This window comes from Acinetobacter sp. AS167, assembly GCF_037152175.1.
Classification (GTDB): domain Bacteria; phylum Pseudomonadota; class Gammaproteobacteria; order Pseudomonadales; family Moraxellaceae; genus Acinetobacter.
This window is the reverse complement of the sequence record NZ_JBBCMP010000013.1, coordinates 46,625-64,529: the sequence shown is the minus strand read 5'-3', so window position 1 is coordinate 64,529 and position 17,905 is coordinate 46,625. Positions and strand designations below refer to the sequence as shown.

Annotated in this window: 24 protein-coding genes and 1 pseudogene; 18 read left to right on the top strand and 7 right to left on the bottom strand. The window is 34.8% G+C overall.

Features of this window, described 5'->3' with window-relative positions:
- The first annotated feature begins 41 nt into the window (after window positions 1-41).
- Genes WFN33_RS17250 through WFN33_RS17235 form a run of 4 tightly spaced genes read left to right on the top strand, consistent with a single transcriptional unit; the run spans window position 42 to window position 3,066 of the window.
- Window positions 42-1,517, top strand: coding sequence for an NAD(P)H-hydrate dehydratase (locus WFN33_RS17250; protein ID WP_336954242.1), 1,476 nt, complete (start codon window positions 42-44; stop codon window positions 1,515-1,517).
- Window positions 1,518-1,524: 7 nt separating this feature from the next.
- The gene (locus tag WFN33_RS17245; RefSeq protein ID WP_336954241.1) at window positions 1,525-1,797 is read left to right on the top strand and encodes an acylphosphatase; all 273 of its coding nucleotides are present in this window, start codon (window positions 1,525-1,527) and stop codon (window positions 1,795-1,797) included.
- Between the two features lie 50 nt (window positions 1,798-1,847).
- The gene (locus tag WFN33_RS17240) at window positions 1,848-2,732 is read left to right on the top strand and encodes a hypothetical protein (RefSeq protein ID WP_336954239.1); all 885 of its coding nucleotides are present in this window, start codon (window positions 1,848-1,850) and stop codon (window positions 2,730-2,732) included.
- Window positions 2,725-3,066 carry a hypothetical protein gene (locus WFN33_RS17235; protein WP_336954238.1) on the top strand — a complete coding sequence of 114 codons (342 nt, stop codon included), beginning with the start codon at window positions 2,725-2,727 and terminating at the stop codon, window positions 3,064-3,066. Before WFN33_RS17240 ends, WFN33_RS17235 begins: the two co-directional genes overlap by 8 nt.
- A 110-nt stretch (window positions 3,067-3,176) precedes the next feature.
- Here the strand turns inward: WFN33_RS17235 and ruvC are convergent, their stop codons facing one another.
- On the bottom strand, window positions 3,177-3,722 hold the full coding sequence (gene ruvC / locus WFN33_RS17230; RefSeq protein ID WP_336954237.1) for a crossover junction endodeoxyribonuclease RuvC: 546 nt from the start codon (window positions 3,720-3,722) through the stop codon (window positions 3,177-3,179).
- A gap of 311 nt (window positions 3,723-4,033) precedes the next feature.
- Here ruvC and WFN33_RS17225 point away from each other — a divergent pair, with 311 nt between their 5' ends.
- Both WFN33_RS17225 and WFN33_RS17220 read left to right on the top strand, forming a co-directional pair.
- Window positions 4,034-4,600: an FxsA family protein gene (locus WFN33_RS17225; RefSeq protein ID WP_336954236.1), complete on the top strand. Its 567-nt coding sequence runs from the start codon at window positions 4,034-4,036 to the stop codon at window positions 4,598-4,600.
- A gap of 475 nt (window positions 4,601-5,075) precedes the next feature.
- Window positions 5,076-5,705 (top strand): LysE family transporter, encoded by a 630-nt coding sequence (locus tag WFN33_RS17220; RefSeq protein WP_166782296.1) that lies wholly within the window; start codon window positions 5,076-5,078, stop codon window positions 5,703-5,705.
- Here the strand turns inward: WFN33_RS17220 and WFN33_RS17215 are convergent.
- Window positions 5,702-5,890 (bottom strand): hypothetical protein, encoded by a 189-nt coding sequence (locus WFN33_RS17215; protein ID WP_336954290.1) that lies wholly within the window; start codon window positions 5,888-5,890, stop codon window positions 5,702-5,704. The genes WFN33_RS17220 and WFN33_RS17215 overlap by 4 nt on opposite strands.
- A gap of 294 nt (window positions 5,891-6,184) precedes the next feature.
- On the opposite strand from WFN33_RS17215, the gene WFN33_RS17210 reads away from it, so the two are divergent.
- A complete protein-coding gene (locus tag WFN33_RS17210) occupies window positions 6,185-6,436 on the top strand; it encodes a hypothetical protein (protein WP_336954235.1) in 252 nt (83 codons plus the stop codon).
- Window positions 6,437-6,694: 258 nt separating this feature from the next.
- Here the strand turns inward: WFN33_RS17210 and metK are convergent, their stop codons facing one another.
- Window positions 6,695-7,861: a methionine adenosyltransferase gene (gene metK / locus WFN33_RS17205; RefSeq protein WP_004719464.1), complete on the bottom strand. Its 1,167-nt coding sequence runs from the start codon at window positions 7,859-7,861 to the stop codon at window positions 6,695-6,697.
- A gap of 270 nt (window positions 7,862-8,131) precedes the next feature.
- Here metK and WFN33_RS17200 point away from each other — a divergent pair, with 270 nt between their 5' ends.
- The 6 genes from WFN33_RS17200 (at window position 8,132) to WFN33_RS17175 (ending at window position 13,171) form a co-directional block, all read left to right on the top strand.
- Entirely contained in the window at window positions 8,132-8,266 is a 135-nt protein-coding gene (locus WFN33_RS17200; protein ID WP_336954234.1) for a hypothetical protein, read from the top strand.
- Between the two features lie 163 nt (window positions 8,267-8,429).
- A complete protein-coding gene (gene tkt / locus WFN33_RS17195; RefSeq protein ID WP_336954233.1) occupies window positions 8,430-10,418 on the top strand; it encodes a transketolase in 1,989 nt (662 codons plus the stop codon).
- Window positions 10,419-11,136: 718 nt separating this feature from the next.
- A complete protein-coding gene (locus WFN33_RS17190; RefSeq protein ID WP_336954232.1) occupies window positions 11,137-11,415 on the top strand; it encodes a hypothetical protein in 279 nt (92 codons plus the stop codon).
- Between the two features lie 383 nt (window positions 11,416-11,798).
- A complete protein-coding gene (locus WFN33_RS17185; protein ID WP_336954231.1) occupies window positions 11,799-12,395 on the top strand; it encodes a hypothetical protein in 597 nt (198 codons plus the stop codon).
- Entirely contained in the window at window positions 12,347-12,790 is a 444-nt protein-coding gene (locus WFN33_RS17180; protein ID WP_336954230.1) for a hypothetical protein, read from the top strand. The genes WFN33_RS17185 and WFN33_RS17180 overlap by 49 nt, the downstream gene beginning before the upstream one ends.
- 138 nt (window positions 12,791-12,928) lie before the next feature.
- Window positions 12,929-13,171: a hypothetical protein gene (locus tag WFN33_RS17175; protein WP_336954229.1), complete on the top strand. Its 243-nt coding sequence runs from the start codon at window positions 12,929-12,931 to the stop codon at window positions 13,169-13,171.
- A 279-nt stretch (window positions 13,172-13,450) separates the two neighbouring features.
- Here WFN33_RS17175 and WFN33_RS17170 read toward each other — a convergent pair whose 3' ends face one another.
- Together WFN33_RS17170 and WFN33_RS17165 are read right to left on the bottom strand one after the other, a co-directional pair.
- Window positions 13,451-13,927, bottom strand: coding sequence for a transposase family protein (locus WFN33_RS17170; protein WP_336954228.1), 477 nt, complete (start codon window positions 13,925-13,927; stop codon window positions 13,451-13,453).
- The gene (locus WFN33_RS17165; RefSeq protein WP_336954227.1) at window positions 13,875-14,177 is read right to left on the bottom strand and encodes a transposase family protein; all 303 of its coding nucleotides are present in this window, start codon (window positions 14,175-14,177) and stop codon (window positions 13,875-13,877) included. The genes WFN33_RS17170 and WFN33_RS17165 overlap by 53 nt, the downstream gene beginning before the upstream one ends.
- A 286-nt stretch (window positions 14,178-14,463) precedes the next feature.
- Between WFN33_RS17165 and WFN33_RS17160 the strand changes: the two genes are divergently transcribed.
- The 5 genes from WFN33_RS17160 to WFN33_RS17140 all read left to right on the top strand — a co-directional run bounded on the left by WFN33_RS17160 (window position 14,464) and on the right by WFN33_RS17140 (window position 17,236).
- Window positions 14,464-14,793 (top strand): YcgJ family protein, encoded by a 330-nt coding sequence (locus WFN33_RS17160; RefSeq protein WP_419327821.1) that lies wholly within the window; start codon window positions 14,464-14,466, stop codon window positions 14,791-14,793.
- A 1,048-nt stretch (window positions 14,794-15,841) separates the two neighbouring features.
- On the top strand, window positions 15,842-16,057 hold the full coding sequence (locus tag WFN33_RS17155) for a cold-shock protein (RefSeq protein ID WP_336954225.1): 216 nt from the start codon (window positions 15,842-15,844) through the stop codon (window positions 16,055-16,057).
- A 100-nt stretch (window positions 16,058-16,157) separates the two neighbouring features.
- Window positions 16,158-16,385 carry a hypothetical protein gene (locus WFN33_RS17150; RefSeq protein ID WP_336954224.1) on the top strand — a complete coding sequence of 76 codons (228 nt, stop codon included), beginning with the start codon at window positions 16,158-16,160 and terminating at the stop codon, window positions 16,383-16,385.
- Between the two features lie 70 nt (window positions 16,386-16,455).
- On the top strand, window positions 16,456-16,662 hold the full coding sequence (locus WFN33_RS17145) for a hypothetical protein (RefSeq protein ID WP_336954223.1): 207 nt from the start codon (window positions 16,456-16,458) through the stop codon (window positions 16,660-16,662).
- 358 nt (window positions 16,663-17,020) lie between these two features.
- A complete protein-coding gene (locus WFN33_RS17140; protein WP_336954222.1) occupies window positions 17,021-17,236 on the top strand; it encodes a hypothetical protein in 216 nt (71 codons plus the stop codon).
- A gap of 128 nt (window positions 17,237-17,364) precedes the next feature.
- Here the strand turns inward: WFN33_RS17140 and WFN33_RS17135 are convergent, their stop codons facing one another.
- Together WFN33_RS17135 and WFN33_RS20485 are read right to left on the bottom strand one after the other, a co-directional pair.
- A complete protein-coding gene (locus WFN33_RS17135; RefSeq protein WP_336954221.1) occupies window positions 17,365-17,583 on the bottom strand; it encodes a hypothetical protein in 219 nt (72 codons plus the stop codon).
- Window positions 17,584-17,685: 102 nt separating this feature from the next.
- Window positions 17,686-17,847 (bottom strand): annotated as a pseudogene (locus WFN33_RS20485) (hypothetical protein); the annotation flags it as partial.
- Window positions 17,848-17,905: the final 58 nt, after the last annotated feature.

Below are 17,905 nucleotides of genomic sequence, written 5' to 3'. Positions count from 1 at the left end.
ATCAATGCGCTATAAAATAGTGAGAAGAAAAGGACAGAATGATGCATCAGCAAGTTTATCACAGCCGTGAAATACAAGCATGGGAAGCGCGTTGGTTTGCTCAGCAAAATAGCACTTTTGGTTTAATGCAACAGGTGGCTTGGTCGATTGCGCAACACTTAAATATTTTGTTTCAACAAGCTTCTCCCCCAATTACTACTGTTGCGCTGTGGTGCGGTGCGGGAAATAATGCTGGTGATGGCTATTGTGTTGCTCATTATTTGCATCAATACGGTTATCAAGTCGAAATATTTGCAACTGAAGCAGGGCATTCTCAGCAGTTGAAGGCGGCAATTGAATTAGCACAGGCAGATCAACTCAAAATCCATCCACATTTTAATATCCAAAAGCGGTTTGATTGTCATATTGATGCATTGTTTGGTATTGGTTTAAATCGTGATTTGGATGATGCATTGCAATCGATTATTCAACACTATAATACCCAATCAGGTTTAAAAGTAGCCATTGATATTCCGAGCGGTTTAAGTGCCAATACAGGACAACCTTTACCTGTGGCGGTAAAAGCAGATCAAACATTGACTGTTTTAGGCCTTAAAGCGGGTTTGTTTACAGGACAAGGTCGAGAATATACGGGGCAAATTGAGCTCATTTCAGTCGTCCCAGTAGACTCGCAATTAAAAGCAGTCGCACAGTTGTCACCCAAACAGATCCAATTGCCACAACGCCAAGCGTTTGGTCATAAAGGCAGCTATGGGCATGTTTTGGTAGTTGGTGGGCATGCAGAGATGGGGGGAGCAGTCATGTTGGCTGCTGAATCTGCATTTAGTGCGGGTGCAGGAAAAGTCACGATTGTATGCCATGCCAAACATCACACTGCAATTCTGGCACGCTCTCCTAATATCATGCTGAGAGATATCAATGCTTTAAATGATTTAGATATTCAAGATTTATTAAGCCATGTGGATGCTGTTAGTTTTGGCATGGGTTTAGGACGTGATGCTTGGGCAAAACAACAATTTTCAAAATGGTTTTCACCTATTCAATTAAACCCACAGCTACAGGTGGTTTTAGATGCTGATGCTTTATGGTTTTTAGCTGAACAAGCTGTTCAACTCAATCAACGAACTTACCTGACCCCTCATCCTGGTGAGGCTGCTAAATTATTAAATTGCTCAGTGGCAGAAATTGAACATGATCGTATTGCTGCGATTCAAAAACTTCAGCAAAAATATTCAGGCCAGTGGGTACTTAAAGGTTCTGGAAGTTTGATTTTAGAAAAACATTTATGGATCTGTACTGCGGGGAATGCAGGCATGGGCACTGGTGGAATGGGGGATGTTCTTGCAGGAATGATTGCTAGTTTAAAAGCACAGTTTGATGAAAATATTCATTTACATGAAATTGTCACCTTGCATGCTTTGGCAGGTGATAGGCTCGCAAAAAACGGTATGCGCGGTTTACAGGCACAGCAAATGCGTGATGCTGTGTACTATGTGGTCAATCATTGTGAGGAGTGAGTTTGCGATGAAAGCGGTTAAATTGTTAATTCGTGGTAAAGTTCAAGCTGTAGGTTACCGTCGGTGGTTTGAAAAAGAAGCTTTACAATTGAATTTAAAAGGTTATGTGAAAAACCTAACTACAGGAGAGGTTGAAGCTGTTGTGATCGGAGATGAACAAGCGATTTTAAGTTTGATTCGTCATTGCTATGTTGGTCCGTTACGTGCTGAAGTGAGCAGTATTGAACAACAAAACCTTAATCATGGTTTAGACTATACTGATTTTAAGATGATTCGTTAAAGAGATTATTTAGAATAGCAACCACATACTGATATCAATCAATATTACATATGATGATCAACAAAATTTTATTAAGCTGTATTTTGATTTGCGGTATTCATACTGAGCTTGTCGCACAACCAGTAGATGCTGTGACAAATAAGAATAAGATTGCTTTAAAAAATTTGGACTTTAAAACTGTGATGAAGTCTTTTTATCAAAAACAGATCCAATATGTCAAAATCCCTCAATTAGATCAGAGTAACATACAGTATGTCGGGATTAAAAATCCCGAATATACCCATGTCTTTGATCGTGATGATGCTGTAATTGTATTTAGCCCTGCGAGTGCTTATCAAAATGCTCAAAATGAGTTGCGCTATCTTATAAGTACGACAGAAGTTTCGATAGATAAAAATAATGAACTACTAAACTTTTGTGGTGTATGCGCAACATTTACTAAAATCTACCTATTTAAGAAAAATGCTTTAGGTCAATTTGAGTTAGTGAGCCAGAGTCAGGATGAAAATAGTTGGATGAATGCAGATTTTAATTATTTGCCTTATCCGACTGAAAATATAGTTAAAAATATTCGAAAAATTGGTCCGAGAATAAAAGGCTATGTTGAAGAACAAGCCTATAGTCGACAAGGCTATTCAACGAGCACGCTCTATATCATCCCATTTGATGAAAACCCTGCAATGGTCAAATTGGAAGTTGCAGAAATTGGGAATGACAATGAAGTGACAGGAAGTGATAAAATCTACAATACACAAGCTGATTATCGTTTTTTAAGCACTGAGCATGAGGGTTTGTACGATATTGAAATTCACTATTCTGGTACGCAACAAATCTATGTTGGTGATATCGCTAAAATTGTGCCTATAAATGAAACCCATGTTTATCAGTATAATGAAAAACAGCAGAAGTATATTCGAGTGAAATTACATGATTGATAAATATTTAGTTGTTGGAATTGTATTTGCTGCGTGTTTGGTATTGATTATTTATACCCAACTCGATAGTGGAAAAAAAGAAGATAAGTCTTTGTCATTTAAAGCAAAGTTGCAAAAAGAATTTCCAAGTTATACCATTCTTGAACGGAATCAAAATTTCATAATATGTCGAGAAGGGAGTAATCCACGTATCCCTGAAGAGTTGGTGTTGATTCGTGTTGATTCTGAACAGAAGAAAAATTTAAGAACTTCTGGAAAAATGTTAATTGCAACCTATACGAAGCAGCCCAGTATTCGTGAGATTCGAAAAGATACTTTGCCTTATTTAACTTGAGATGGGCTGTACCATCTCAATAAATAAAAACGCTTTGAATTCACCTTTATGACTGATATAGCTTGGGCTTAGACATGGGTAGAGCGAGGCGTTTTGGTGGAGTATATAAATTAACGTCGACGACTACTATTGCGACTCCGCCCACGAGCCATACCGCCTAAAGCATTCAGTACAGCTAGTTTGCTCATACTGCCAGAAGCATGGGCATGGCAAATTGCTGCAGCGAGTGCATCGGCAGCATCTTGTTGGGGTTGGATTGATAAGTTGAGTAACTTCATCACCATCAACTGAACTTGTTCTTTGTCTGCAGCACCATAGCCCACAACAGATTGTTTAATTTGACGAGCTGTATATTCTGCAACTTGTAAGTCTAAATTGACCAATGCGGCAATTGCAGCACCACGCGCTTGCCCAAGTTTTAAAGCAGAATCAGGGTTTTGTGCCATAAATACTTGCTCTACAGCAGCTTCTGTAGGGCCATGAAACTGAACAATGCGTTCAACTCCAGCAAAAATTCGTTTGAGTCGCTCAGGCATTTCAGTTGTTTCAGTGCGAATTGTACCAGCATCAACAAAAGTAAGTTTTTGACCATCTTTTTCAATGATGCCATAACCTGTTAAGCGTGAACCGGGGTCAATTCCAATAATTAAAGGCATAATACTGCTTATCGTAAGTCTTGCTTCAATTATATGATTCTAAAAATGAATTGTAAGTAAAATTTTCACTTAGTTGTATAATCAAAGTACACATCAGTATTATTTCCTATAAGCACAGTGCGAGGGTGCTCATTATTTGTAAAACCTTAGTCAATAAATTGCACAAATATACAAAATCGCTGTTAGAACACAAAATTACCCTTTAAAATTTTTTAACTGCCCATATAAATGATAGAAGCAACGAAATTCATTGTTTTTATATGTGAATTTTCAAGCTCACTTTTAATTTATCTTTGAGATGCCTTGTTTCGATGAAACTTTTTCCTATTATTTTAATTGGTACGATTCTTGAAATTGCTGTATGGATTGGTGTAGCCCAGTTCATTAGCGGTTGGTACGTATTTTTCTGGTTTATCATTGCTTTTGTAATTGGTTTAAACTTATTGCGCTCAAGTACCGCAACAATTATGCCGCAATTACAACAAATGCAAATGACAGGAATGATGGGGAATGATCCTGCAATTGCCAAAAAAATGGCGACAGCATTTGCGGGTATTTTGTTGATGATTCCAGGTTTAATCACCGATGTCTTGGCGCTACTGGTTATTCTTCCACCTGTACAGAATGCAATTAAAAATGCAGGTATGAAATATATGGCGAAAAAGCAACAAGCCATGATGAACAATATGATGGGTGGAATGGGGGACATGGGTGGTGCTCAAGGTCAAAACCCATTTGCAGATTTGATGCGTCAAATGCAGGATATGCAAAACCAGCAATCTGGGCAACATCGTGATTCAACCATTATTGATGGTGAAGCGCATGAAGTTGAACCGCAGCATAAACAAATTGAATTGAAAGATATAAATAAAAAGTAAAATACAGTCTACGATGTTGAATAGAACGCCGAATCAATGATTCGGCTTTTTTATGCCTGAAATCATAGGGTCTGTGGACAATTCGTCTACGTTTGCGACTATGAGTTTTTTTAGGCGATACTAGGCACGAAATACGAAATTTAGTCATTCTAAATGATAAGAAACATCGTTTCGCAAGGTAACGACGTAGAGGCAAAAAACACGCTAGTCCCCGCTGCGCCTTGCGCTGCAAACAAAGCCGTGCTTTGTTCTTGCTCAGGGTTATGGCTAAAATTATCTCAGCCTTCGTTATGAAACTCGAAAATAGTCTCGCTATTCTCTTCATGCTTTACGACGTATACGTCTCATGCTCAATTTTAACCTACAACGCAAGCCATTTATGAAATGTCAACAAACCCTAAAGCAAGCATAATTTCTTAAACATATTTTTGATCAAACGATATAATCACTGAGTCACAATTTCTAAGATTTTATTATGTCGATGTTATTGACTATTTGTGCACTACACTTTGTTGCACAGTTGAGTCCTGGTCCAGATGTATTACTTGTCGCTAAAAGCTCAGCATCGACAACACGTGCCAATACTTTAAAAATCATTCTAGGCATCTCTGCCGGTGTGGTGGTATGGGTTGCTTTAACTTTGCTTGGTTTTACGGTTTTATTGGAACAATGGCCGTGGATTCAACAGGTCTTGATGCTGATCGGAGGCCTGTTCCTTGCCAAAATGGGCTATGCAATGTTGAGAGGCGGCATTGCAACACTTAAACAAAATACCAATTTAGATGGCGTGATCGAGCAACCCCCTAAAAACTATTTTCTATTAGGGCTTTATACCAATTTAGCTAATCCTAAGATTGTGATTTATTTCAGTAGTGTTTTTTCATTGGCATTGAGTTCAACAGCAGGTGCAGATTTAAAACCGCAATTGGCAGTGATTATTCCCATTCAAACATTTTTAGTTTTCAGCCTATTGATGATGATCATGTCAATTCCTAAAATTAAGCGCATTTATCAAAAATCTGGAAGTTATATCGATATTGTTTCAGGAAGCTTTTTCTTATTATTTGCTATTTTCCTGTGGGTCGATGTTTTGAAAATGTTTTAATGGTCAGGATGTGGTTGAGATTTTAAAAGCTGTTCTTGTGACGGTTGATCATTGCGACTGTGGTTCGGATCTTGAGTGGTATACCGATGCGGATCTAAGGTTTTCATATTATTCTCAGATTGCGTGTATTTACGACTGCGATTTGCACGTTCTCTTAATCCGCCTTTTTTAATCAGCTGTACCAAAATAATCTCCAAAACAATTTCTTTCACTTCGTAGATTATAGCCTGAATCAGTGTGATACAGAATATTGAATGAATGATCCACAATTAGATAGTATTGATTTATAATCATTTATTTTTATTATGTAAATTTAAGTTGTTGAATTTATATAAGAATATATTGAAACAAATTTGTCTTGTCAAAAGATGCGAATCATGTACACTAAAAAAAGAAACAGATTTTTTGCATTACATATATGGATATAATTGTAGTGTAATAATTAAAAACAATAATAGTGCCTAAAAGGAGATCTGAATATGATTCTACAATATCATTGTGCTTGTTGTGATGAAGCGGTCAGTTCAACACAAAAAGTTTGTCCAAAATGTGGCTCTCAACATATTAAAAGCCCATATGGATTATGGACGTTTTGTCTTGTTGCTTGTTTGATTGCAGCAGTAACGTTTAAAGTGGGACATATTTATTTGCAAAATCACAATACAGAAACCCCAGCACAAGTTTCTTTATTGAGTGTGTTACAGCCAGATTCTAAATCAGATGGTCAATAATTCATGTACGTGTAGATGGTAGGTTTAATTGTATAAAGGTTTGATTTTTTAAAAAACAATAAAATTAGATCATGCTAATGATTAAAATAAACAAACCATTAGAGCTGTTTTAAGTTATAAATATCGATAGGATATTTAACATATAGAAATTCAGTGGTGTAGAGGAGGAAAAATTTTGAGGTATTCATCCCGATAACATTAATTCAATAAAAAAGCTCGCATTTGCGAGCTTTTTTAGATTTAGATCTTAGGCTAGAATTACAAATTTGCAGAAGCTTTAAGCGCTTCAACTTTATCTGTCTTTTCCCAAGTAAATGCAGTATCTGAACCTTCTCGACCAAAATGGCCATAAGCAGCGGTTTGCTTATACATTGGTTGAATCAAGTCAAGCATACGTGTGATACCGTATGGACGTAAGTCAAAATGCTCACGAACCAATTGGATAATCAATTCATCAGATACTTTACCGGTATTAAATGTGTTGATCGAAATGGAAGTCGGCTCAGCAACACCAATTGCATAAGACACTTGAATTTCACATTTATCCGCTAAACCTGCTGCAACAATATTTTTTGCAACATAACGGCCTGCATACGCTGCAGAACGGTCAACTTTTGATGGGTCTTTACCCGAGAAAGCACCGCCACCATGACGCGCCATACCACCGTAAGTATCTACAATGATTTTACGACCGGTTAAACCACAGTCTCCCACTGGACCACCAATCACAAATAACCCTGTTGGGTTGATGTGAAATTTAGTACCTGCATGGAACATTTCAGCAGGGATAATTTTTTTCACGATTTCTTCAATCACAGCTTCTTTAAGATTGGCTTGCGAAATTTCAGGATCGTGCTGAGTTGAAAGAACAACTGCATCTAAGCGAACAGGTTTGCCATTTTCGTAGGCAAATGTTACTTGGCTCTTTGCATCGGGGCGTAACCACGGTAGTGCGCCGTTACGACGTAATTCAGCTTGTTTTTCCATTAAGCGATGTGCATATGAAATCGGTGCTGGCATTAACACATCAGTTTCACGGCTTGCATAACCAAACATTAAACCTTGGTCACCAGCACCTTGGTCTTCTGGTTTCTGACGGTCTACACCTTGTGCAATTTCAGGTGATTGTTTACCCACCATGTTAATCACAGCACAAGTTGAACCATCAAAACCTAAATCGGTATGGTGATAGCCAATTCCATTTACGGTATTGCGGACAATAGTTTCAAAATCGACATTTGCAGTCGTTGTAATTTCACCTGCAAGAACGACTGCACCAGTTTTTACTAATGTTTCGCATGCAACCCTAGCGTATGGGTCTTCTTTTAAGATTGCATCCAAGATAGCGTCACTGATTTGGTCAGCCATTTTATCTGGATGGCCTTCGCTCACAGATTCCGAAGTAAAAACAGCATACTCGCGCATGAAAGTCCTATCACAGTAATTTATAAAGACGCAATATGTTACATCGACTTCAGCCTGAGGACTAGCATTACCTGACTAAAATGCATGAATTAAATTCATTTTCATGTGTTTTTAATTGATATGCTCATGAGTAAAATTGATAAAAGATTGCGATTGGGTATTGTTTCTGGGCAAATCACCAAAAGTGTGGCAGTTTGAATTCAAGTTATCATGATTTTTTATCACGTGAAACGCTTTAGCGAGATCTTGTTCTATTGAATAATGATCAGCATGAAATTTTCAAAATTTAGACTGAATTGGATGGTGAAAGAATGTCCGAATGTAACTGCATCGCTTAAACATAATCAAATTTGTTTTGCTGATGTTGATATGTTCGATGTGAATAAGAAAAAAGACCGTTTTTAACGTTGATTTAAGACTATTCAGTATATTTTTTAATTAATTTGCAACCTAAGCGGATAAATATAGACTTAAGTCTTTACCCTGATCGCTTTTTTTAAGACAATACATCCCAGTTTTTGAATTTTCTATTCATCTTCCTATATTTTAATTTATTGGACTCTGATTTATGACAACCCCGCTGAATGAACGTCGTATAGCTAACGCAATTCGTGTATTGGCTATGGATGCTGTGCAAAAAGCTAATTCTGGACATCCAGGTGCTCCAATGGGGATGGCAGATATCGCTGATGTCGTATGGCGTGAATTTTTAAACCATAATCCAAGCAACCCACAATGGGCAAACCGCGACCGTTTTGTATTGTCAAATGGTCATGGTTCAATGTTGCAATATGCTTTGCTTCATTTAACGGGTTATGATCTTTCTATTGAAGATATTAAACAATTCCGCCAGTTACATTCTAAAACTCCTGGTCACCCAGAATTAGGTTATGCACCAGGGATTGAAACGACAACAGGTCCACTTGGTCAAGGTGTTGCCAATGCTGTAGGTTTTGCACTTGCTGAGAAAACTTTAGCAGCACAATTTAATAAAGAAGATATTCAAGTTGTAGATCACTTCACTTACTGTTTCTTGGGTGATGGTTGCTTAATGGAAGGTATTTCCCATGAAGCATGTTCACTTGCTGGAACATTAGGTCTTGGAAAACTCGTTGTTTATTATGATGACAACGGTATTTCTATTGATGGTGAAGTAGAAGGCTGGTTCTCTGATGATACAGAAGAACGCTTTAAAGCTTATGGTTGGCAAGTACTTCGTGCAGACGGTCATGATGCAGATGCAATTCGAGCTGCAACAGTTGCTGCGCGTGCAGAAAGCTCGAAACCAACGTTGATTATCTGTAAAACGATTATTGGTTTAGGTTCGCCAAACAAACAAGGTAAAGAAGATTGCCACGGTGCGCCACTAGGTAATGATGAAATTACATTAACTCGTGAAGCATTGGGCTGGAAAGAAGAGCCGTTTGTTATTCCTGCCGATGTTTATACAGCTTGGGATGCAAAAGCAAAGGGTTCAGCCTTAGAAGCTGCTTGGAATGACGTTTTTGCAACCTATGCTGCAAAATACCCAACAGAAGCGGCTGAGTTAAAACGCCGTGTCAATGGTGACTTGCCAGCAGAATTTTTGGCACAAGCGGATGCTTATATTGCTGAAGTGAATGCAAAAGGTGAAACCATTGCAACACGTAAAGCAAGCCAAAATGCGATTCAAGCATTTGCCCCTTTACTACCTGAAATCTTAGGTGGTTCTGCTGACTTGGCTGGTTCAAACCTTACACTTTGGAAAGGCGCGAAAGGGGTTGAGTCTGATCCTGCGGGTAACTATGTACATTATGGTGTGCGTGAGTTTGGTATGACTGCAATTGCCAATGGTGTAGCATTGCATGGTGGTTTCATTCCTTATGTAGCTACATTCCTTATGTTTATGGAATATGCTCGTAATGCAGTTCGTATGTCTGCATTGATGAAACAACGTGTGATCCATGTTTATACCCATGATTCGATTGGTCTAGGTGAAGACGGTCCAACACATCAACCTGTTGAGCAAATTGCATCTTTACGTGGTACACCAAATTTAAATACGTGGCGTCCATGCGACACAGTTGAAGCGTCTATTTCTTGGAAATCTGCTTTAACACGTAACGAAGGCCCTACAGCGTTAATTTTCTCTCGTCAAAACTTACCATTCCAAACACGTACTCAAGCTCAGATTGAGAATGTTGTGAAAGGTGGTTATGTATTGGCTGAAGAAAAAGGTGAATTAAAAGCGATCATCATTGCGACCGGTTCAGAAGTTTCATTGGCGATGGAAGCATATGCACAACTTGAGGGTGTGCGTGTGGTGTCTATGCCATGTGCGGAAGAATTTGTTAAGCAAGATGTTGCATATCGTGAAGCGGTATTACCATCAAATATCCGTGCACGTGTTGCAGTTGAAGCTGGACATGTAGATTACTGGTGGAAATTTGTAGGTTTAGACGGCAAAGTCATTGGTATGTCAACTTACGGTGAGTCTGCACCAGCCAAAGATTTGTTCCAATTCTTTGGTATTACCACAGAAGCAGTTGTTGGCGCTGTAAAAGAATTGACAGCTTAATTCTTACATTGTTTAAATATAAAACGCCCCAACAGGGGCGTTTTTTTACCTTTGTTAAATCTTTTAAAATAACAGACAATGGCTTTTTTTCCTTAAAACTGAATTATTAATTCTAGGGTAACAAGCTGGCAATTTTTTAAAAGCGAAATGGCAGCGTAACAGCAACAGTTAGAATAAAACCCCATCCACCTAAATCGAAAACTTTTGATACTGCAAGAGATGCAAAAGCTTGGGCCAAAGAACTTGAGGTCACCTTGAAAAATGAAAAGGTGCAAAATTTTAAACATATAGTTTTTAAAGATGCTCTGATTGAATATCGAGAAAATGTATCTATAAATAAAAAAGGTGCATCCCAAGAAATCACCAGAATAAATTACATCTTTAAAAAATATGGACTGTTCAAAGGCTTTGATAAATGTAGATAAAGAAATGCTTGTTAAATGGAGGGAATTGCGTTTAGAAACCGTTAAGGAGGGCAATTGTTCGCCGTGATCTAATAATGTTTCAAGGCTTCTTTGCATGGTGCATAGAAACAAAAATATGGTTAGGTAGTAACCCACTCAAGGATGCGTCCATACCTAAATAATCAGAGCATAGAGAGCGTGTTATTGCTGATTGGATTAATGATGATTCAAAAGTCTTAATCCCCAAGAAGAACAAGCATTGTTGTGAGATATCAGACAATGAAGCAAGAGCAGTACGGCGACTGATCTTAGATATGCAAGGTCAATCTGAAGCATTGGATGAATGGCTGGATGCTATAGTTGATCGATATTTTTATAGCAGTTCATGGCCCCAAATGGTTATTAAATCAGGTACAGTGGATATGCCAGTTATTGCTCGCGCAGAAAGGGATGCTTGTTTTGATGTGAAGTGTGGCTTAGATGCATTAAATGTGAGGTATCCATTTATTCAATATAAAGCACACTGCTTGACCCTGCACAGGGTATATGGCATATTTCTTGTTATAGTGGGCAAAGTTATGGTAATCCGCTAGATATTAAGCTCACTTTTAAGTGGGCTTTTTGCTTTTTAGAAATACAAATAAAAACAGATATTATAATACTGTAGAAAAATTGGAAATTATATGAGTAAACGGTGAGATCAGTAACCTAAGACCACTTTTATTTAGATAATTTAAAACACTATACTTAACTGTTGTTTATTAAAAAAATTTATATTCAAATTATATGGAAGTTTATTTACTCATTTCTATTTACTTTAATACGCATGAATATTGAAATTTATCTATGTTGCTTTTATTTTAAAACTAGAAGATGGAATAATTATTTGATTTATATAGGTTAAATATTTTACATATATTCTTGTTAATTATTTATTCAGGATGAGACAAGCTCAAAATTATTAAAAGGTAAAAAGATGAAAAATATATTAAGTGGCTTAGTGCTAGCATTTATGTCTAATCATATATATGCGGCTGTAACATGTGGTACGTCAACATCAACACTTCCTACTTTAAATAGTGTTTATAAATCAGGTGAGTTTAGAATTTTCTACTCATCAAATCCAAGTAATGCTGATTACATACCAAATCAAACTGATCTTAATAATAATGGTATTCCAGACTATGTTGAAAATGTAGCAATACAAGCTAATGCGACTACAGAAGCTTTAACTAGCCTTAGATTTGTTCATCCTTTAAATAGTGAACGATACGCGGGTGCGGCAAAATTCATTGATATCCATTTAACAGCTTTAACTGGCAATGGTGTAGCGTATGAAAATCCTTCAATATTTATTAATAAACCAACCAAAGAAGGTAAATGTGCTCTTAACATATATATTCGAAATAATATTGAGAGTTTTACTGGAGATTATTGGGTTACAGGAACGCACGAAATTTTTCATCTTTATCAATATGACTATAATCAATTTAAAGGTGGCTGGTACCTTGAAGGAATGGCTAAATGGCTGAAAGTCTTTTGCAATCGGGTACTCAAAATGGAGATGGCCTAACTCCATTGCCAAAAGAACAAAAAAAATTAACAGCAGAGGTTTATGAAGTACCATACAATCAATTATGGAGTCGATTAGCCGTACTTTCTGATACAACAAATGGTCAACTAAATCTTCCGCCAAATTTAATAAACCGAACATACCTAGATGGCACAAAGGTGTTTAAGGATGACAAGTTAAAAGGTTATTTATTTATTAAGAAAACTTTAGAAAGTTTGAAAATTAAATCAGATCAAATTTCTTCACAAAATGGTCGGAATCCTCATAATTGGGACGAAATAGATCAGTCTAATCCTGCTAATAGAACATTAATGTTAAAGGCAATCCAAGATTCAATGTTGCAATTTGGGATGAATCAAACAACAGAAGAACAAGAATTTTTACTTTTACAGTAAGAATATGATTTTCAATAGTTTTAAATTTAAAGCTCACTTTTAGTGGGCTTTTTTATTTTCTAAAGCTTATAAATTATAATTCAATTAACAGGCTGAATTTAGTAGTATCGACCTAGAGTTCATTGCATTGAGATAATCATGAAAAATAAATATTTATTTCTATTTGTCATATTTATTTGTATTGGTTTTTTTATTTTATTAGTTAAAGGTGAATTACAATTATCTCAATCTGGCGGTATTGAAAAGGAATGTATAGGAGTAAATATTCCTGAGAGTGTAAAATATACAAAGTCCCGACAATATTGTACTTGTTTCAATAATCAGCTTAATTATAAAGATAGCAGTAGTGCTCAAAGTTTTTGTTTAAATAAAATTAACTAAAAATAAATTTTATCCGTCAAATAGTTTGATGGATTCACCATGACCGCCGAAAGGCGGTTTTTTATGTCAGGAGAAAATGAATGACACGTGAAGAACGCCAACATTATGTAGATGTAATTAAAGCCCTCTACAAAACCTCTATTTCAGTTGATGAAGTCAAATTTCAGATGAAGTAGTAGATATTGTAGATACAATTCTTTATGCAATTCGAAATTGCACTATGAATCTTGGTATTTTTATTTCTATTGTTAATGATGTTACTTCTGAAATAGACTTCTTTCATAACTCACTTTTACTCAGTTCTAAATTATAAATTCCTGCAATAAAATTGAACCTTAAGACAAACTTTTTCCATCTATTTCGATATCGCTCTGCAAGGATTTTGAAAGTCTTTAATGTTCCAAATACATGCTCAATCCCTATTCTTCTTTTATTAATTTCTCGATTATATGTTTTTAGTAAAGGATCTAATTCACAACGTTTTTTAGCCTTGCACGGTAACAAGCTATTGGGATATATAGTATAAATCCCTTGATAACCTTTATCTTCCAGAATAAATGAATTTGTTGGGACTAAATGCAGATTGCGTTTGAACAGTTCAAAGTCATGTACAGCGCCTTTGCTCATGCATAAACTTAGTATTTGCTGAGTTTTACAGTGAATGATCGCTTGTACTTTAAGCGTATGAGTCTTTTTCTTACCACTATAGCTTTTTTTCTGTTTTTTTAGGCCTTTGAATTGGAGTTTCAGTAGCATCTACAATCACCAAATTCCAGTCTATACCTTCACCTTCGGGGATATCTTTGGGTAAATTAAACAAACCTGACTGGATTAAACTAACTTCAACTTGACGAACAATTCTGGAAGCTGTTGGCTCTGATACACCGTAACTTGCAGCAACATGAAATAAGGTTCGGTATTCTCTCCAATAGCTTAAACAGAGTAGTACTTGATCTTCAAGACACAGTTTCGGTGGTCTGCCTTTAGATGGAATTTGCATCTGCATTTGTTCAACCATTAGAGAAAATGTTGAACGAGATATGCCTGTATAACGCTTAAACTGGGAATCAGAAAGCTTTGTTAAGTTGAGATATTTCAAATACAGATTATGCTTGAAAATCTTAAATTTTAATCTATTTTTTGACAAGTTCATCAATACTCAATAATGTAATTTTTTATTTATATATTAGTTTAAAAGTAATAATTGTTTATCCTTAATCAGATTGAACTTATAATTTTGCTTTATTTTTTTAGGATCAAAAGTGAAAATTTATAAGGGATTTCTTAATCTCATTGGTTGCACATGTTTAATCATCAGCTCTTCAGTGATAGCAAAAACAAGCATTAGTGTTTTTTCACCTAAAAAAGGTGTGATTTGTGATAAATATATTTGTGCTGATAAGAAAGGTGTATCAAAATCCCTTACGGCCAAATATTTAGGGACTAAGAAAGCGAGTAAAGCTTTTTCACAAAGCAATTTTGACACATCAGCATTTACACTTTCTAATGGGGTATTTTGTGATACAAATACAAAAAGATGTCATGTAGATCGATATTTTGAGAACGGACATAGAAGTAAAGTTGATAAAAGCATGACTGATAAGCTTTTTAATTATAAATAGTTCTTTGTCATAAATAACTTAAAGAGCTCGTCTAAAGGTGAGCTCTTTTATGATCGAAATGTGGAAATTAACCAATATAATATTCTTAGCAAAAAAGAAAACCATAAAATAAACCAAGAACAAGGGCGTTACAAAAGGCAAAGCAAATTTAATTTGAAGTTAATGGGCACAAATTGGAACAGATGAAATTTTCTGATTGAAAAGAACCCAATATATAGAAATTATTTTGAGTGAACATAAAATTTTAAAAGAAATAATCATTGAAATTTGTATATTCCCATGATTATGAAATCAATTATTCAATAAATTTTTGTTATCTGATATGAAACAAAATAAGAATGATTATCTACATCAAATTAGATATGATAAGGGCAACTATTAATTTATCAATATAGATGAAATTACAAAAGACAATTGTAGAAATTTTATAACTTTAAAGGACTATGGATTGCATATTTCAAAGATTGTATTTAAGAGTTGAATAAATAATACATGTAAGATTTTTATAATTATAAAACTGTTGATTACAGTTAATAAAGTATCAGAAAAATCATTATGAATTACATTAGTCGTCATAATTGATATAAATAAGACCAAAATTAAAACATAGAATTTGCTATTAAGATATTGATTTGTCATGAAAAACTCATTGTTTAATTGTTATATTGTAACATTTATCTCTAGAGACTTGTATATTAGATATGTCATGAAATGAAAAGAATTATTTATTTGTAGAAATAATAAAGCAAAAATAATCGTAAGTGTAAGTTAATAAATGAAATTTTAACATTAAATTTTAATAACTATAAGCATTTATGAAGAACTTTTATAAATAAAATTAATATACATATAAGAAAACTTGATTATTTTTGTTTTGGGTGTACAATAAACTTAACTAGAAAAAGTCATGTTTGGTAAATCTTCTCTAAGTACCGCAGTATTAGTCATAATCCTTCGTTTTTTTCAGATTTTAAGCTCCATTCTTTATTATTTCGATGTTACAGAATAGTCAATAAAATGGCTAAATTTTTAAAAAATAGGATTTATTATGTCTAATTCAAATGTTATGAAAGGTACTGTTAAGTGGTTTAATGAAGCCAAGGGTTTTGGTTTTATTCAGCCAGAATCAGGCCCAGATGTTTTTGCTCACTTTAGCGAAATCGCTAGCTCTGGCTTCAAAACTCTTGCTGAAGGTCAACCCGTTGAATTCAGTATTGCACAAGGTCAAAAAGGCCCAAATGCTATAAATATTGTTGCTGTATAAGTAACTATAAATAGTAAAAAGAAAAGCACTAATTAGTGCTTTTTATTTTCTCTTAAAATTAATTTTAAGATTGTTAATAAGTTTGAATTTAGGATGTAAATTGTTAAAAATAAATGATTTAATTGCAAAATCTAAAAATGGTACAGAAATTCTTGTGTCTTTGATTCCTCTAAATAAAATACAAAACACACGTGAAGGCTTTAAAACAGTAGAGGTTGGAAAAAGAGTTCTTCTTTCATCTGGAATTGAAGTTGATTTGAATTTAGATGGACGGACCTTCTATGCCTCTTTAAATCAACTATTTAAATTAAATGATAGAGTTATTTAAAAAACTCAATTAGTTACTGAAAACTTAGGTGGATTCTTCATTTCTGCCAAAATTTTATTAGGATATCGTAATGCTTAAACAAAGTATCAGTGTTAAAGACCAGTTTGGAATTAAATATCTCATTCAGGCAACCGTGGATAATTATTTCGCTAATACCCAATGTTTTTCAAATTTAAAATACATTACAGTTGAAGGCGAAGACATACGACCGAGTTTTGAAATGTTTTTTCAAAGTAAGCTCACTGGTAAAATTTTTAAAATTGATAAAATCTCTTAGTTATAATGAATTTAGTGTTTTAAAGGGGATGAAGAGCAAATACCTTAATTAAAGTGGAAGCAGGTATTTACATCGCTTATTTCAACTTGCATTTTAAAAATATTAGTGTATTTATAACGTATTCAAATTTATTTGAAATTTGTTATTTCCGTGAAAGTGCAACAAAATTGCAACATTCTAAATTATTTAATTGATTTATAAGCAAATTATTTGCCCCAATTGGGGCGGTTTTATTTTGTGAACTTGGTTTGTAAATTAACTAAATTTTAGTAGCAGTTTTTTGCAATAGGTATATAGTTGTGCCATTCATTGGGTATTCATGAAACATGGTGATACATATCCCATAAGTGAGGAAAATATGAGCCTTTATGAACAAATTAGTGATGAAATTACCTTGATGGATGCAGGTGAGCAAAAGTGGATTGGGCAGGATTTGCCGCTTGAATCTATGGTTGCTGTTGAGTTACTGCTACAAGATTTTCAAGAAGATAAGTTGATTAAGATCCGCCGTAAAAACCATGAAAAGCACTCTGGTTTAAAACAGGTTGATCGTGTCTTGGTTGAGAAGTTATAAGTTTAAAAGCCCCGTAAGGGGCTTTGATATTTTAGAAATATTTTGCAGAACAATCGTACAAAAACTGACTCAAGTAAATTAGTTATAAATAAAACTTTGATAATTCAAATGATATTAACCTAGAAAATTTAAGATAAACGATCCATCATATTTTTAATACGTTTTTCAGCATCGCCCAATGAAATATCATGATAAAAATCATCTACAAATGGATGTTCCTTAGCGAGATATGGAATCAAAATAGTTCTTAAATTACCAGTTTGGGTATGAACAGACATCAGTGTCGAAGAATCACCAAATTTATATTCAGAAAGAAAATTACACAGCGACCAAAAAAGTGATTTCATGATTTTCTTTATTAAAATGATCTTAATAATCTTGAAAACTTTTTTCACCTACAAATACCCATAAGCCAAATTCGAGCTCACAACAACGATTAATAACTTTTTTTAAATACAAGGTATAAAATGGTTAACTTGATCATGGTGTGTAATCACACAAAAGTCATTATGGATAACAGCTAGATTACTTTTAGCTTCCTCGGAAAGAATTGCAAAATAATTGGGATTAGAAAAACAAAGTGTAGGCCATACGGATTGATGTAATTGCCTACATTTTTGACAGGACGTTTTGTATCATATTTTTACGCTACTATTATGAATATGTGCT